The organism is Nocardioides maradonensis, assembly GCF_054777115.1.
This window is the reverse complement of sequence record NZ_BAAHAZ010000001.1, coordinates 245695-260740: the sequence shown is the minus strand read 5'-3', so window position 1 is coordinate 260740 and position 15046 is coordinate 245695. Positions and strand designations below refer to the sequence as shown.

Annotated in this window: 13 protein-coding genes and 2 tRNA genes; 3 read left to right on the top strand and 12 right to left on the bottom strand. The window is 70.9% G+C overall.

The window, feature by feature from the left end:
- Positions 1-36: 36 nt before the first annotated feature.
- Positions 37-2667: a valine--tRNA ligase gene (gene valS / locus ACYVAQ_RS01090; protein ID WP_460786569.1), complete on the top strand. Its 2631-nt coding sequence runs from the start codon at positions 37-39 to the stop codon at positions 2665-2667.
- Positions 2668-2696: 29 nt separating this feature from the next.
- On the opposite strand, the gene ACYVAQ_RS01085 is transcribed toward valS, so the two are convergent.
- The 9 genes from ACYVAQ_RS01085 to ACYVAQ_RS01045 all read right to left on the bottom strand — a co-directional run bounded on the left by ACYVAQ_RS01085 (position 2697) and on the right by ACYVAQ_RS01045 (position 12099).
- Positions 2697-4109, bottom strand: coding sequence for a purine-cytosine permease family protein (locus tag ACYVAQ_RS01085; RefSeq protein WP_460786568.1), 1413 nt, complete (start codon positions 4107-4109; stop codon positions 2697-2699).
- A gap of 142 nt (positions 4110-4251) precedes the next feature.
- Positions 4252-5526, bottom strand: coding sequence for an ATP-dependent Clp protease ATP-binding subunit ClpX (clpX, locus tag ACYVAQ_RS01080; protein WP_460786567.1), 1275 nt, complete (start codon positions 5524-5526; stop codon positions 4252-4254).
- Between the two features lie 134 nt (positions 5527-5660).
- Complete coding sequence (locus tag ACYVAQ_RS01075; RefSeq protein ID WP_460786566.1) at positions 5661-6269, bottom strand: ATP-dependent Clp protease proteolytic subunit; 609 nt, start codon at positions 6267-6269, stop codon at positions 5661-5663.
- Between the two features lie 2 nt (positions 6270-6271).
- Positions 6272-6877, bottom strand: a complete 606-nt coding sequence (locus ACYVAQ_RS01070; RefSeq protein WP_460786709.1) for an ATP-dependent Clp protease proteolytic subunit — start codon at positions 6875-6877, stop codon at positions 6272-6274.
- Positions 6878-7028: 151 nt separating this feature from the next.
- Entirely contained in the window at positions 7029-7346 is a 318-nt protein-coding gene (locus ACYVAQ_RS01065) for a hypothetical protein (RefSeq protein WP_460786565.1), read from the bottom strand.
- 61 nt (positions 7347-7407) lie between these two features.
- Positions 7408-8583, bottom strand: a complete 1176-nt coding sequence (locus ACYVAQ_RS01060; protein WP_460786564.1) for an alpha/beta fold hydrolase — start codon at positions 8581-8583, stop codon at positions 7408-7410.
- Positions 8584-8789: 206 nt separating this feature from the next.
- A complete protein-coding gene (tig, locus tag ACYVAQ_RS01055; protein WP_460786563.1) occupies positions 8790-10196 on the bottom strand; it encodes a trigger factor in 1407 nt (468 codons plus the stop codon).
- Positions 10197-10295: 99 nt separating this feature from the next.
- The gene (locus tag ACYVAQ_RS01050; protein WP_460786562.1) at positions 10296-11165 is read right to left on the bottom strand and encodes a sucrase ferredoxin; all 870 of its coding nucleotides are present in this window, start codon (positions 11163-11165) and stop codon (positions 10296-10298) included.
- Positions 11166-11184: 19 nt separating this feature from the next.
- Positions 11185-12099 (bottom strand): ECF transporter S component, encoded by a 915-nt coding sequence (locus ACYVAQ_RS01045; RefSeq protein ID WP_460786561.1) that lies wholly within the window; start codon positions 12097-12099, stop codon positions 11185-11187.
- A 261-nt stretch (positions 12100-12360) separates the two neighbouring features.
- Here ACYVAQ_RS01045 and ACYVAQ_RS01040 point away from each other — a divergent pair.
- Positions 12361-12434: transfer RNA gene (locus ACYVAQ_RS01040), tRNA-Gly, on the top strand.
- Between the two features lie 45 nt (positions 12435-12479).
- A tRNA-Pro gene (locus ACYVAQ_RS01035) sits at positions 12480-12552 on the top strand.
- Positions 12553-12565: 13 nt separating this feature from the next.
- Here the strand turns inward: ACYVAQ_RS01035 and ACYVAQ_RS01030 are convergent.
- Genes ACYVAQ_RS01030 through ACYVAQ_RS01020 form a run of 3 tightly spaced genes read right to left on the bottom strand, consistent with a single transcriptional unit; the run spans position 12566 to position 14947 of the window.
- Positions 12566-13666 (bottom strand): PP2C family protein-serine/threonine phosphatase, encoded by a 1101-nt coding sequence (locus tag ACYVAQ_RS01030; RefSeq protein ID WP_460786560.1) that lies wholly within the window; start codon positions 13664-13666, stop codon positions 12566-12568.
- A complete protein-coding gene (locus ACYVAQ_RS01025) occupies positions 13621-14457 on the bottom strand; it encodes an Fpg/Nei family DNA glycosylase (RefSeq protein WP_460786559.1) in 837 nt (278 codons plus the stop codon). Before ACYVAQ_RS01025 ends, ACYVAQ_RS01030 begins: the two co-directional genes overlap by 46 nt.
- Positions 14450-14947, bottom strand: a complete 498-nt coding sequence (locus tag ACYVAQ_RS01020) for a ribose-5-phosphate isomerase (RefSeq protein WP_460786558.1) — start codon at positions 14945-14947, stop codon at positions 14450-14452. The genes ACYVAQ_RS01025 and ACYVAQ_RS01020 overlap by 8 nt, the downstream gene beginning before the upstream one ends.
- Between the last annotated feature and the right edge of the window lie 99 nt (positions 14948-15046).

Below are 15046 nucleotides of genomic sequence, written 5' to 3'. Positions count from 1 at the left end.
CAACCCCCAGGGCCGGTCACTCTAGGATTTGTGCCCATGAGCGACACCCAGGAGACACCGGCACCGGAGACCACGGCGGCGACCAGGCCCGCCGTGTCGGTACCCGAGAAGCCGGCCCTGGAGGGTCTGGAGGAGAAGTGGGCGGCCCGCTGGAAGGCGGACGCGACGTACCGGTTCGACCGGACCCAGCCCCGGGAGAACGTCTACGCCATCGACACGCCCCCGCCGACGGTCTCCGGCTCGCTCCACGTCGGCCACGTCTTCTCCTACACCCACACCGACGTCATCGCGCGCTACCAGCGGATGACCGGCAAGTCGGTCTTCTACCCGATGGGCTGGGACGACAACGGCCTGCCCACCGAGCGCCGCGTCCAGAATTACTTCGGCGTGCGCTGCGACCCATCGCTGCCCTACGACGCGTCCTTCGAGCCTCCGGAGAAGCCGGACCCCAAGAAGCAGATCCCGATCTCCCGGCCGAACTTCATCGAGCTGTGCGAGCGCCTCGTCGAGCAGGACGAGAAGGTCTTCGAGGAGCTGTGGCGCACGCTCGGCCTCTCGGTCGACTGGGACACGACGTACACGACCATCGGCAAGCACGCCCAGGCCGTGTCGCAGCGCGCCTTCCTGCGCAACCTCGCGCGCAGCGAGGCCTACCTGCAGGAGGCGCCGACCCTGTGGGACGTCACCTTCCAGACCGCGGTCGCGCAGGCCGAGCTCGAGGCGCGTGACTACCCGGGTGCCTACCACCGCGTCGGCTACCACAGGATCATGCCCGACGGCACTGAGGGTGAAAGGGTGTACGTCGAGACGACGCGACCCGAGCTGATCGCGAGCGCCGTCGCGCTGATCGCGCACCCGGACGACGAGCGCTACCAGGAGCTCTTCGGCACCACCGTCACCTCGCCCGTCTTCGGCGTGGAGATCCCCGTGCTCGCGCACCCCGCCGCCGAGAAGGACAAGGGCGCCGGCATCGCGATGTGCTGCACCTTCGGTGACCTCACCGACGTGCAGTGGTGGCGCGAGCTGCAGCTCCCGGTCCGCACGGTCATCGGCCGCGACGGCCGCTTCCTGCGCGACACCCCGGAGTGGCTGAGCTCGGAGCAGGCGTCGGCGGCGTACGAGGACCTCAAGGGGCTGACCGTCCACTCCGCCCGCGAGGCGACCGTGGCCAAGCTGCGCGAGACCGGCGACCTGGACGGCGACCCGAAGCCGACCCAGCGGATGGCGAACTTCTACGAGAAGGGCGACAAGCCGCTCGAGATCGTCTCGACCCGCCAGTGGTACCTGAAGAACGGCGGCCGCGACGCGGCCACCCGCGACGCGATGCTCGCCCGCGGCGCCGAGATCGACTGGATCCCGGCCCACATGAAGCACCGCTTCGACAACTGGGTCGGCGGCCTGAACGGTGACTGGCTGATCAGCCGCCAGCGCTTCTTCGGCATCCCGTTCCCGGTCTGGTACCCCCTCGACGCCGACGGCGAGCCGGACTACACCCGGCTGCTGCTGCCGACCGAGGAGCAGCTCCCCGTGGACCCGTCGACGACCGCGCCGAGCGGCTACACCGAGGAGCAGCGCGGCAAGCCGGGCGGCTTCATCGGCGACCCCGACGTCATGGACACCTGGGCGACCTCCTCGCTCACCCCGCACATCGCCGGCGGCTGGTCGACCGACGAGGACCTCTGGCAGCGCGTCTTCCCGATGGACCTGTGCACCCACGCGCACGACATCATCCGCACCTGGCTGTTCTCGCGCGTCGTCCGCGCGCACTTCGAGAACCACGCCGTCCCGTGGTCGCACGCGATGATCTCCGGGTTCATCGTGGACCCCGATCGCAAGAAGATGTCGAAGTCCAAGGGCAACGTCGTCGTCCCGAACGAGATCCTCGACAAGTACGGCGCCGACGCCGTCCGCTGGCGTGCGGCGATCGCCCGCCCGGGCCTGGACTCGCCCTTCGACGAGACCCAGATGAAGGTCGGCCGCCGGCTGGCCATGAAGGTCCTCAACGCGTCGAACTTCGTGCTCGGCCGGGTGGGCGCCTCGGCGTACTCCCCCGCCACGGTCAGCGAGCCCGTCGATGTCGCGCTCATCGGCCGCCTGGCCGGCGTGATCCGCAAGGCGACCGACGCCTTCGACGCCTACGACTACACGACCGCGCTCGAGGTCACCGAGAAGTTCTTCTGGGAGTTCTGCGACGACTACGTCGAGCTGGTGAAGGAGCGGGCGTACGACGCCGAGGGCGGCCTCGCCTCCGAGTCGGCCCGCGCGACCCTGGCCTTCGCGCTGCAGGTCCAGCTCCGGCTGCTCGCGCCCTTCCTGCCGTACGTGACCGAGGAGGTGTGGTCCTGGTGGCAGCCGGGGTCGGTCCACCTCGCGTCGTGGCCGGTGGTGTCCGAGCTGGGCTCGGCCGCCGCCGCGGACGGGCACGCGATCGACGCCGTGGCCGCGGCCCTGTCCGGCATCCGCGGTGCCAAGTCGCAGGCCAAGGTCAAGATGCGCGCCCCGCTCGCCAAGGTCGAGATCACGGGTCCCGCGAAGCTGGTCAAGGACGCCGAGTCCGCGGCCGAGGACCTGCGCCGCGCCGGCAACGTGGTCGGTGACCTGGTCTTCACGGTCGCCGAGGACGCCACCGAGCTGAGCGTCGTGGCCGAGGTCGCCGACGAGGCCTGACCGGGTCGGCCGGTGGCGCTACCGACCGGTCACCGTGCGCTGACCACCGGCTCCGGCATCGGGACCGTGGCGGCCGGAGCGACGTTCCGGCGTGACGCCCAGGCGTGGTACAGGACCGCGGGCACGACCAGGCCGACGATCCAGGAGACGTCGGCTCCCCCGAGCTTGTCGGTCAGCGGGCCGGTGTAGAGCGTCTGCGCGAGGAACGGGACCTGCGCGAGGATGCCGACGACGTACGTCGTGATCGCGACGACGTTGAACCGGCCGTAGCGGCCGTTCGGGTCGTAGAGAGCCGGGATGTCCACCTGCTCCTTGGAGATCAGGTAGTAGTCGGTCAGGTTGATCGCGCTCCACGGCGTGAACACCATGAGCAGCAGCAGGACGAAGTTCTTGAAGTTCGCCAGGAAGTCGTGCGTGGCCCACAGGGCGATGCCCATCGACACCGCCAGGACGGCGAGCACGAACACCGCACGCATCCGGCTGCCGACCTGCTGCCGGCCGGTGAAGCCGGTGACGATCGTGCTGGCGCACATGAAGCTGCCGTAGGCGTTCAGGCAGGTCACGGTCAGCTTGCCGACGACGATCAGCAGGTAGATGAGCGCGCCGAGGACCGCGGGACCTGCCAGGCCACCGAGCCAGCCGACCTGGCTGCCCAGGAAGGCGTCGCCGGCCACGGCCGCGACGAGCACGCCGAAGGTCATCGAGATCTGCGAGCCGAGCACGGTGCCGGCGAAGGTGCTCCAGAAGACGGAGCGGGCCGGGGTGTCGGCCGGGAGGTAGCGCGAGTAGTCGGCGACGTACGGCCCGAAGGTCAGCTGCCAGCCGGCGCCCAGGGAGACGGCCAGCAGGAAGGGCACGAAGGCGAAGTGCGGGTGGGCGACGGCCGCGCCGACGTCGTGGGTGGCGAAGAGCCGGATCGCGAGGAAGCCGAAGCCGAGGATCCCGAGCACCGACGCGACCCGGCCGACCTGGTGGATCAGGTCGTGGCCCAGGATCGCGATGACGGCGACGAGCGCGATGAACACGACGATGCCGATCGCGGGCGTGTGGACGTGCAGGAAGGCGTTGATGGCCTGCCCGGACAGCACCGTGCCGGTGGCGGTGAAGCCGAGGTACATCAGGATCACGAGCACGAGGGGTACGACGGCGCCGTACACCCCGAACTGGGCGCGGCTCGAGATCATCTGCGGCAGGCCGAGCCGCGGCCCCTGCGCCGAGTGCAGGGCCATCACGGCGCCGCCCACGCAGTTGCCCACCAACAGGCCGAGGATGGCCCACCAGGCGTCCGCGCCGAAGACCACGGCGAGGGCGCCGTCGACCACCGCGGTGATCTGCAGGTTGGCACCCATCCACAGCGTGAACTGGTTGCGCGGCGAGCCGTGCCGCTCCGCGGCAGGGATCGCCTCGATGGTGCGCCGCTCGACGCTCGACGCCTTCGTCATGATGACCTCCGGTTCAGCGGCCGACGCACTCGGCCGCGGTCACCATTGAAGGTGTGAGCGCGGCCACCCGGAAAGCACCGGAGCCCGCCTTCCGTCTCGGATGCGAGACTTCCAGCGGGCTCCAGGAAGAGCTCCGAAGGCGCTAGGCCGATTTCTTCTTGGGCTTCCTCAGGACCAGGGTCGGCTCGGCCTCCTCGTCGACCACCTCACGGGTGACGATGACCTTCTCGACGTCGCCGCGGGAGGGCACGTCGTACATCGAGTAGAGCAGGGTCTCCTCGATGATGGCGCGCAGGCCGCGGGCACCGGTCTTGCGCTCCAGGGCCTTCTCGGCGATCGCGTCGATGGCGTCCTCGCTGAACTCCAGCTCGACACCGTCGAGCTCGAAGAGCTTCTGGTACTGCTTCACCAGCGCGTTGCGCGGCTCGGTGAGGATCTCGACCAGCGCGGGGCGGTCGAGCTTGTTGACGCTCGCGATCATCGGCAGCCGGCCGATGAACTCCGGGATCAGGCCGAACTTGGTGAGGTCCTCGGGGCGCACCTGCGCCAGCAGGTCCTCGGCGTCCTTCTCGGCCTGGCTGTTGACCTCGGCGGTGAAGCCCAGCGTCTTCTTGCCGACCCGCTGCTCGATGATGTGCTCCAGACCGGCGAAGGCACCGCCGACGACGAACAGGATGTTCGTGGTGTCGATCTGGATGAACTCCTGGTGGGGGTGCTTGCGGCCGCCCTGCGGCGGGACCGAGGCGGTGGTGCCCTCGATGATCTTCAGCAGCGCCTGCTGGACGCCCTCACCGGACACGTCGCGCGTGATCGAGGGGTTCTCCGCCTTGCGGGCCACCTTGTCGATCTCGTCGATGTAGATGATGCCGGTCTCGGCCTTCTTGACGTCGTAGTCGGCGGCCTGGATCAGCTTGAGCAGGATGTTCTCGACGTCCTCGCCGACGTAGCCGGCCTCGGTGAGCGCGGTGGCGTCCGCGATCGCGAACGGCACGTTGAGCATCCGGGCCAGGGTCTGGGCGAGGTAGGTCTTGCCGCAGCCGGTCGGGCCGATGACGAGGATGTTGGACTTGGCGACCTCGACGGTCTCGTCCTTGGAGTGCTTGCCGCTGACCGGCGAGACGCCGGCCTGGACCCGCTTGTAGTGGTTGTAGACCGCGACCGCGAGGGTCTTCTTCGCCTGCTCCTGGCCGATGACGTAGGAGTTGAGGAACTCGAAGATCTCCTTGGGCTTCGGCAGCTCGGCGAGCTCGACGTCGGAGCCCTCGGCGAGCTCCTCCTCGATGATCTCGTTGCAGAGATCGATGCACTCGTCGCAGATGTAGACGCCGGGGCCGGCGATCAGCTTCTTGACCTGCTTCTGGCTCTTTCCGCAGAAAGAGCACTTGAGCAGGTCGCCTCCGTCACCGATGCGAGCCACGGGCGGTCCTCCTTGGGTGTGAACTCCCCGACGGTACCCCGTGCCGCTCCCGGAGGGGAGCGTGACACGGGGGTACGTCGGGACGCTCGTCGTGTTCTGATCGGCCGGTCAGGGACCGGCGTGTGGAGTTCTGGTCAGGTGAGTGCGGGGGTCTGCTTGCGCGACTCGACCACCGAGTCGATGAGCCCGTACTCGAGGGCCTGCTGCGAGGTGAGGATCTTGTCGCGCTCGATGTCGCGGCTGACCTCCTCGACCGTCTTGCCGGAGTGGTCGCTGATCATCTTCTCGAGCAGCTCGCGCATCCGGAGGATCTCGTTGGCCTGGATCTCGATGTCCGAGGTCTGGCCGAAGGTGCCCTCGGTGTAGGGCTGGTGGATCAGGATCCGGCTGTTGGGCAGCGCCATCCGCTTGCCGCGGGTGCCGGCCGCGAGCAGGATCGCCGCCGCGGAGGCCGCCTGCCCGATGCACACGGTGGAGACGTCCGGCTTGATGAACTGCATCGTGTCGTAGATGGCCGTCAGCGCGGTGAACGAGCCGCCCGGGCTGTTGATGTAGATGCTGATGTCCTGGTCGGGGTTCATCGACTCCAGGCACATCAGCTGGGCGATGACGGCGTTCGCGACGTCGTCGGAGATCGGGGTGCCGAGGTAGATGATCCGGTCCTCGAACAGCTTGGCGTAGGGGTCGATCCGGCGGAAGCCGTACGACGTACGCTCCTCCCACTGCGGGATGTAGTAGTTCATCGTCAGTCCTTCTTGTGGGCCGGGCGGCCCTCGCTGGTGGCTTCCTTGGCGCTCTTGATGACCTGGTCGACCAGGCCGTAATCGAGTGCCTCCTGGGCGGTGAACCAGCGGTCGCGGTCGGCGTCCTCGATGACCTGCTCGATGGGCTGGCCGGTGTGCTCGGAGATGAGCTCGAGCAGCACCTTCTTGATGTGCAGCGACTGCTGGGCCTGGATCTTGATGTCGGACGCCGAGCCGCCCATGCCGGAGGACGGCTGGTGCATCATGATCCGCGCGTGCGGCAGCGCGTAGCGCTTGCCCTTGGCACCCGCGCAGAGCAGGAACTGGCCCATCGAGGCGGCCAGGCCCATGCCCACGGTCGCGACGTCGTTGGGGATGTAGTTCATGGTGTCGTAGATCGCCATGCCGGCGTCGACGGAGCCACCGGGGCTGTTGATGTGCAGGAAGATGTCGGCCTCGGGGTCCTCGGCCGAGAGCAGCAGCAGCTGGGCGCAGATCGCGTTGGCGTTCTGGTCGCGCACCTCCGAGCCGAGGAACACGATCCGCTCCCGCAGCAGCCGGCTGTAGATGTTGTCGTCGAGGAAGCTCATGCCCGCCGCCCCATTCATCTGGGGTGCGGTGGTCTCGGGATTCAGGCTCACGCAGGTGAGGCTAGCCGTCGAGGAGGCCCGAGCCACGCGTTCTCGCCCTCTGTTCGCCGACAGCAGATTCGGTACGGCGGCCCCACGGCCGCAGTCACGGTCGCGGGCGCCCCGCGGGTCAGCCGAAGGAGAGGATGACCGCGCCCGGCACCAGGACGACGACCCCGGAGACCGCGACGAGCCAGCCGGCCACGTCGGTACGACGGACCCGAAACGCCGCCACGCCGGTGACCAGCCCGATGAGTCCCGGCGCGCCCACCACCACGGCGACGGCGTAGGCGAGGATGTTCCACGGGTCGTCGGGCGTGCTGACCGCCGCCACCAGCGCGAGCGCGCCCACGCCGGTCTCGACGATGCCGAACAGGGTCGAGAAGACGGCAACGGTCTGGATGATCAGGCGGGTGCGGGCGTCGGGGCGGGCCGTGTCGGTGCTCATGCCACCAGCGTCGTGAGCGACGCGGCGGCGTGCCTGCGCAGCGGTACTCAGCCCGCCTGGCTCATCGGAGCCAGCGCAGCAGGGCGGCGGCGACCTCGGGGTGGTTGAGCACGGAGAAGTGGTCGCTGCGACCGACGTGGAGCACCTCGCCCTCGGGGAAGAGGTCGCGGGTCCGGTCCTGGCCCGCGGCCGAGCGCGGCGTCACCAGCAGATCGCCGATGGCCCGGGCCATCGGGTGCCGTGGCGACCAGGTGAGGCTGGCCGTCACCAGCCGGTAGCGCGCGTGCGGGAGCGCGGGGACGTCCTCGCCCAGCCCCTCGATCAGGTCGTGGATGCCGGCGGCCTGCCGGTCGATGATCCGCCCGAACGCGGCCACCTCGGGCACCCGCGACGACATCCGGCTGGCGTGGTCGGCGATCACGGCGAACCAGGAGCCGAGGTGCGGGGTGCTCAGGGTGATCACGTCGGTGACCTTGCGGGTCCAGGGCGCCGGGGCGTCGCCGTCCGCCACGACGGCGGAGGCCGCACGGATGATGAGCCCGCCGAGCGAGTGGCCGACCAGGACGATCCGGTCCACCTCCGTCGGCCAGACGTCGACGACCTGCTGCATCAGCGAGGCGAGGGCCACCCCGTTGTGCCGCAGCGGGAGGCCGGTGTTGGCCCGGAGGAACACGGGCGTCCACCCGTGCGGGATGAGGGTCTCGGCGTACGTCGTCCCGGTGCGGTCGCGGTGGTAGCTCCAGTACGACTCGTTCTCGCAGAGCCCGTGCAGGAACACCACAAGCTTCCCGGTGGCGCTCGGGAAGGCGCGGCGGACGTCGGCCGGGAGGTGGAGGTCCACGTCGCGGCCCTCGTGGCGGACCGCGAGCGGGATGGCGAGCTGGGGACGCTCGCGCAGGATCTCGTCGCCGATCAGTCCGTTGGCGGCGGCGTTCACGAAGCGACCGCGCGGGGTGTCCTCGAGCTGCGGACCGAGCCCGGCCGCCGCGGCCCGGTCGAGACCGACGCTGGCGCCCTTGAGGGTGAGCCCGATGCTCCCGTAGACCGCGCCGGCGATGCCGAGGTGCAGGACCTCGACGGGCAGCGCCGCCGGTCCGACGAGGCGCCCCACGATGCCGTGCACCCGGCGCGCGATGGCGGTGTGGGTGTCCCGGGCCGTGTCCACGATGACGTCGTTGGCCGCCTGGGCGCCCAGGGACAGCGCGTCGAGGACGGTGGGGCCGGTCGGGGTGGTCATGGCAGGAGGGTAGTCGATTCAGTGCACACTCGTACACTCATAGCCCGCCGAGAAGGCCGACGGCCCCCCACCCCGGAGGATGAGGGACCGTCGTACGGAATCGGAGGGATCTCGATACACGCCTCGCTGCCTCGTTCCTCGGCAGCGGCGCTACTCGATCTCCCGTCCTGGGCCGCGGGTTCACAAGCTCACCCGCGGGGACGTGATCAGGCCTCGGCCGGAGCCTCGGCAGCCTCGGTCTCCTCGGCAGCCGCCTCGGTCTCCTCGACCTCGGCGGCCGGGTCGGCGTAGGTACCGTCCGGCAGGAGGGTCTTCAGCTCGACCACGTTGCCGGAGGCGTCCTTGACGACCGCGCCCTCGACCAGCTGGGCCAGGGCCTTGCCGCGGCGGATCTCGGCGACCAGCTCGGGCACGTGGTTGTGCTCGAGCATGTGGTTGACGAACTCCTGCGGGTCCTGGCCGGACTGCTGGGCGCGGCGGATCATGTGCTGGGTGAGCTCGTTCTGGTCGACGCCCAGCTCCTCCTTCTCCGCGATGTCGTCGAGGATGAACTGCGCGGCGATCGAGTCGCGGACCCGGCGCTCGAGGTCGGCCTCGAACTCCTCCTGGGTCTGGCCCTCGTCCTCGAGGTACTTCTCGAGGGTCATGCCGCCGTACGCGAGCTGCTGCTCGACGGACTGACGACGCGAGTTGAGCTCCTCGGTGACGAGGGACTCGGGCAGCGGGATCTCGACCTTCTCCAGCAGCGCCTCGAGGACGGCGTCGCGCGCCGCGGCCGCCTGCTCGAGCCGCTGACCGCGGGTGAGGCGCTCGCGGACGTCGTCCTTGAGCTCGGCCAGGGTGTCGAACTCGGAGGCGTCCTGGGCGAAGTCGTCGTCGAGCTCGGGGAGCTCCTGCTCCTGGACCTGGGTGACGGTGACCGCGACCTCGACGTCCTGGCCGACGGCGTCGCCGTTGACCAGCTGCGAGGTGAAGGTCGTGGACTCGCCGGCGGACAGGCCGACGAGGGCCTCGTCGAGACCGTCGATCATGCCGCCGTTGCCGACCTTGTAGGAGAAGCCGCTGATCTCGGCGCCCTCGACCGGCTCGCCGTCCTGGGTGGCGGCCAGGTCGATGACGACGAAGTCGCCGTCCTGCGCGGGACGCTCGACGTCGGCCAGGGTGCCGAAGCGCTCGCGGAGCGCCTGGACCTGCTCCTCGACGTCCTCGTCGGAGACCTCGATGTCCTCGACGGAGGCCTCGAGGCCGTCGTACGCCGGGACCTCGAACGCGGGCAGCACGTCGAGCTCGGCGGTGAAGGCCAGGCCCTCGGCGTCGTCGAGCTTGGTGACCTCGATCTCCGGCTGCGCGAGCGGGGTGATCTTGTTCTCCTGCAGCGCCTCGGTGTAGGCCTTCGGCAGCACGTCGTTGACGGCCTCGTCGAGCACGACGCCGCGGCCGACCTGGCGGTCGATGACCTGCGGCGGGACCTTGCCGCGGCGGAAGCCGGGGACGTTGATCTGCTTCGCGATCTTCTGGTACGCCGCGTCGAGGCTCGGCTTGAGCTCCTCGAAGGGCACCTCGACGGTCAGCTTGGCCCGGGTCGGGCTCAAGGTCTCGACGGCGCTCTTCACAGGTGTTCTCCTACTGGTCGGTGGGTGGGGCGGTCAGGTGCTCACGCCCCGGTGATTCAGACTGGCCCACACTACCCGCGGAGGGGGCGGCCGAACGATTCAGCGCGATGCCGTGGACACCGCGTAGTGCGTCTGCTCGGAGGGCTCGGGCTTGCCGCAGCTGACCATCGGCTCGAGGTCGGTGCGGGCGCGGACGTCCAGCGTCAGCGGCGAGGGGCCGTCGAGCCGCACCCGCCACTCCCCCGCGGCCACCGGGTCGACACCGCGCACGGTCCAGTCGGCGGGCACCGTGTGCTCGTCGAGCGCGTGCGCGAGCGCCGCCTGGACGTGTCCCGGGTGGCCGGCGACGCCGCGCAGCAGGTCGGGCAGCACCCGGCCCGCGTCGGTGGCCGCGACCAGGTCCGCGACCACGTCGGTCCCGACCCGGCCGTACACCAGGGTCGCGCCGCCCGCCGGCACCGCGACGACCACGGGGGCGAACCGGTGGCCGCCGGTGTGGCTGCAGCCCCACACGTGACCGGGGCGCAGCGCCGCGAGCGCCGCCGCGATCGGCCGCGCGAACAGGGCGCAGCAGACGTCCCGCTTGGCGTGGGTGCAGACGAGGTACGTCGGCTCCTCGGCCGGCGTCCCCACCGACCCGTCGAGGGCTAGGTCGAGCAGGTCGGCGTCGTCGCCGAACCGCCCCCACGACAGGGTGGTCGACCCGGCCGGTCGCACCGCCCACGACCGTCCGCCGGCGACCGCCTCGCGGTTGGCGCCGTCCGGACGGCGTACCGCCAGCAGCCGGAGGTCGGCGGCGTCCGCGCGCCGCTGCAGCTCGGCCGCCACGGCGTGGTCGAGGTCGGAGTCGGCGAGGCCCTTCCGCCCCCAGGCCCCGGGCTGCTCGACGAGGAGGAGGCCGCGCTCGGTGAAGGCGGTGCCGACCATCGACTCCTCGCGGGCGGCCGCGAGGACCGAGCAGTGCTCCACGGCGAGGATCCTGCCAGGGTCAGTCGTGGAGCTTCTGGGCCAGGGGGAAGAGCCGGCGGAACGCGGTCGGGAGCGAGGTCACCACGACCAGCGCGATGAACCCGCTGATCATCTTGTCCGCACCCGAGGTGAGCAGGTTCGAGAAGCCGACCGCCTCGAGCAGGCCGTTGCCGAGCTCCAGGAAGGTCTGGGTGATCGTGTCCTGGCCGGCGCCGACCGAGCCGCCGAACACGAACACCAGGATGGGCACGGCGATCAGCGAGCAGACCAGCGCCACGAGCAGGTTGAGCAGGAAGAACCGCGGCAGGTCCCGGCCGAGACGGCGTGCGCCGTACCCCCACACCAGGGCACCCGCGACGTTGACGACCGCGAACGGGAAGGAGTCCCAGCCGCTGATCAGCGCGCCGGCGACGTTCGTGGATCCGCCGACCAGGGCGCCCAGCCACGGGCCGAGCGCCAGCGCGGCGACGGCCGTGCCGACCATGTCCAGGTAGATCGGCAGGTGCAGCCAGTCGACGACCGCGCGCCCGAGCAGGTTGAGGCCCAGGCACCCGATCAGCACCACGACGGTCGCCGTGACCGACGGTCGCGCGGCCTCGGGCACCACCGGGTCGGGGCACGGCTGCTCCGGCTGCTGCGCGCACTCCTCGACCCAGGCGTCGACGTCGCACGGGTGCGCGCCCAGCACCGCGGCGATCTCCCGGACGAGCTCCAGGTTGATCCGCGCCCGGCCAGGCCGGAAGGCGTCGTACACGGTGCTCTTCGCGACGCGCGCGGCGTGCGGCGTGGCACCCGCGAGCTCGCGGGCAGCGGCGACGCGCTCCGCGATCTCGCCGTACGACGGGTTCCCGACCCCTGCCCGCCGCTCCTGGAGCCGCGCCACCAGCGCGTCCCAGCGCCGCCTCTCGACCGGCTTCGCATCTGCCGACGTCATCGATCGCCCTCCCGTGCCACCTGCCCGAGACGACGGCGCTCAGCCTAGTGGCCGCCGTCCGGAGCCGTCCGGACTTCGTCCGGGAACACGCGTGCGCTCGCACCGGACGCCCCGGGAACGCTGGAATCGGGTGCACGGCGCCCGCCTGCATGTGGGGGGCAGGTGGGCGCCAGGGACCACGGGCTGCACGGGTGCGTGCCGAGTGGGGATCGCGTCGGCGCGTGTGGAAGGATGAGCACGCGATCCGGCGACGGATCCTCCGGGGATGTAGCTCAATGGTAGAGCCTCAGTCTTCCAAACTGATGACGCGGGTTCGATTCCCGTCATCCCCTCCAGAGACCGCAAATGACATGCGATGTCGCAGGTCAGAGGCGGTTTCGCGGGGCGTAGCGTAGTGGCTAGCGCGCCTGCTTTGGGAGCAGGAGACCGCAGGTTCGAGTCCTGTCGCCCCGACCCGCAGGACCCGTCACGGGCGGCGGTGGACCACCAGCAGCGCCCGGTCGTCCTCGGGCGAGCCGACCGCGGCGACGAGGCGCGCGGCGAGGCCGTCCCAGGAGCGGCGCAGCAGCGACTCCGCCTCGCCGAGCATCGCGTCGATACCGAGCTCGATGTCGCGGCGCGGCTCCTCGACCATGCCGTCGGTGTAGAGCACGAGCGAGTCGCCGGGCCCGAGGCGGCCGTGGCAGGCGTCGTACGAGACGTCCTCGAGGACGCCCAGCACAGGGCCCTCGGTGCGCAGGATCTGCCAGCGCCCCGAACCGGCGTGCCGCTGGGCGGCCGGCGGGTGGCCGGCGCCTCGGACCTCGAAGGCGCCGGTCTCCAGGTCGAGCGAGAGGTGGACCGCGGTGGCGAACCCCTCCTCCCAGACGCGCTGGAGCAGGTAGTCGTTGGCCGCGCCGAGGAACTCGGCGGCGGGCATCGCACCGAGCAGGCCGCCCATCGCGCCGGAGAGCTGCAGCGCCCGGGTGCCGGCCGCCTCGCCCTTGCCGGACACGTCGACCACCGCCAGCTCGAGCCGGTGCCCGTGGTCGCGGCGGGTCGCGACCACGAAGTCGCCGGCGAACGGCGATCCGCCCGCCGACGACAGCGCCGAGTCGACCAGCCACTGGTCGGGCAGCGGCGGGATCTCGCCCTGCGCCAGGATCCGGTCCCTCAGGTCGACCAACATCGACTCCCCCCTCAGCCGCGCGACTCCGAGACGTCCGGGTCCGCGCGCGACGAGGAACACCGTGACGGTGAGCAGGAACATGACCGGGATGCCGACCGTGGTGCGGGTCGTGAAGGTGATCTGCAGGGACGCGGAGGCGACCGCGACGGCGAGCGTGCAGAGCTGGACGACGGCGTACCACTGCAGGGTCCGGTTGCTCAGGAACAGGACGGCCAGCACGATCGGCGCGAACACCAGGTTGATCGGGACCTTCTCCGGCCGCAGCACGATCGCGCCCGCGGCGGCGGCGGACGCGAGGCAGAGCACGACGAGGATGCCGCGCTCGCTGACGAACCAGCGCCGGCCCTCACCGATCACCGCACGGCCCTCGAGCGGAAGGCCGGCTGACAGCGGCTGCACCAGAAGACGTTGCGCCCCGAGAGCACCTCGGTGCTGACCTTGCGGCCGCAGACCAGGCACGGCTGTCCGGTACGCCGGTAGACGTACACCTCGCCGCCGTGGTCGTCGACCCGCGGCGGCCGACCCATCGCCTCGGGGGTGTGCTCGGGGCGGACGGTGTCGATCCGCCCGGTCTGCACGCCCTCGGCCATCAGCACGACGAGGTCGTCCCACATCGCCTGCCACTGCCCGGAGCGCAGCGTGCGCCCCGGACGCAGCGGGTGGATGCGGTGGCGGAAGAGCACCTCAGCACGGTAGACGTTCCCGACCCCCGCGAGGACCGTTTGGTCCATGAGCAGGACACCGATGGGAGCACTGCTGCGGCTGATCCGGGCCCAGGCCGCCGTCGGGTCGGCGTCGGCGCGCAGCGGGTCCGGCCCCGACCGCGCGATCACCGCGTCGCGCTCGGCCGCGGTCACGAGGGCACAGGTGGTGGCTCCGCGCAGGTCGGCGTACGCCGTCTCCGACTGCAGCCGCAGCCGCACCTGGCCCACCGGCGCGGGCACCACGGGCGCGTCGTCGTGGACGTCGAGCTTGCCGTAGAGGCCGAGGTGGACGTGGATGAAGCGGTCACCGTCGAAGCGGGCGAAGAGCTGCTTGCCCCACGCATCGGCGTCCAGTAGCACGCCACCGTCGAGCTGAGCCGCGGAGTCGGCGAAGCGCCCCTGCGGGCTGGAGACCCTGACCGGACGTCCCCCGAACACGTCCGTGAGCTGCAGGGCCAGGCGGTGGAGGGTGTGCCCCTCAGGCATCGACCGCCGACGGCGGGAGCGGGGGGAGCTCACCGGTCGTCTCGTAGTCGGAGAGCATGGCGATCCGCCGGGCGTGCCGCTCCTCGCCGGTGAACGGCGTGGTCAGGAAGACCTCGACCAGGCGGGTCATCACCTCGAGGGTGTGCATCCGGCCGCCGACGGCGACGACCCAGGCGTCGTTGTGCTCACGCGCCAGCGCAGCGGTCTCCTCCGACCACGCCAGAGCCGCACGGATGCCCGTGACCTTGTTCGCGGCGATCTGCTCGCCGTTGCCCGAGCCGCCGATGACCACGCCGAGGCTGTCCAACCCCTTGGCCCGGTCGGCCGCGACGCCCTCGGCCGCACGCAGGCAGAAGACCGGGTAGTCGTCGAGCGCGTCGTAGACGAACGGGCCGTGGTCGACCGGCTCGTAGCCGTGCTCGGTCAGCCAGGACGTGAGGTGCGACTTGAGCTCGAGTCCGGCGTGGTCGCAGCCGAGGTGGACGCGCATGAGCACATCTTCCCCTACGCGAGTGGGCGACCCTGCGTGAGGTCGGCAGCGCGGCGCCGCGCGACCGAGGCCGGGTCCGTGCCGGAGCGCCAGCGACGG

What these genes read in the sequence shown, in the direction of transcription:
- valS (WP_460786569.1), top strand. Translation starts at nt 37, where the DNA reads ATGAGCGACACCCAGGAGACACCGGCACCGGAGACCACGGCGGCGACC.
- ACYVAQ_RS01085 (WP_460786568.1), bottom strand. Translation starts at nt 4,109, where the DNA reads ATGACGAAGGCGTCGAGCGTCGAGCGGCGCACCATCGAGGCGATCCCT.
- ACYVAQ_RS01075 (WP_460786566.1), bottom strand. Translation starts at nt 6,269, where the DNA reads ATGAACTACTACATCCCGCAGTGGGAGGAGCGTACGTCGTACGGCTTC.
- ACYVAQ_RS01070 (WP_460786709.1), bottom strand. Translation starts at nt 6,877, where the DNA reads ATGAATGGGGCGGCGGGCATGAGCTTCCTCGACGACAACATCTACAGC.
- ACYVAQ_RS01065 (WP_460786565.1), bottom strand. Translation starts at nt 7,346, where the DNA reads ATGAGCACCGACACGGCCCGCCCCGACGCCCGCACCCGCCTGATCATC.
- ACYVAQ_RS01060 (WP_460786564.1), bottom strand. Translation starts at nt 8,583, where the DNA reads ATGACCACCCCGACCGGCCCCACCGTCCTCGACGCGCTGTCCCTGGGC.
- ACYVAQ_RS01045 (WP_460786561.1), bottom strand. Translation starts at nt 12,099, where the DNA reads ATGACGTCGGCAGATGCGAAGCCGGTCGAGAGGCGGCGCTGGGACGCG.
- ACYVAQ_RS01025 (WP_460786559.1), bottom strand. Translation starts at nt 14,457, where the DNA reads ATGCCTGAGGGGCACACCCTCCACCGCCTGGCCCTGCAGCTCACGGAC.
- ACYVAQ_RS01020 (WP_460786558.1), bottom strand. Translation starts at nt 14,947, where the DNA reads ATGCGCGTCCACCTCGGCTGCGACCACGCCGGACTCGAGCTCAAGTCG.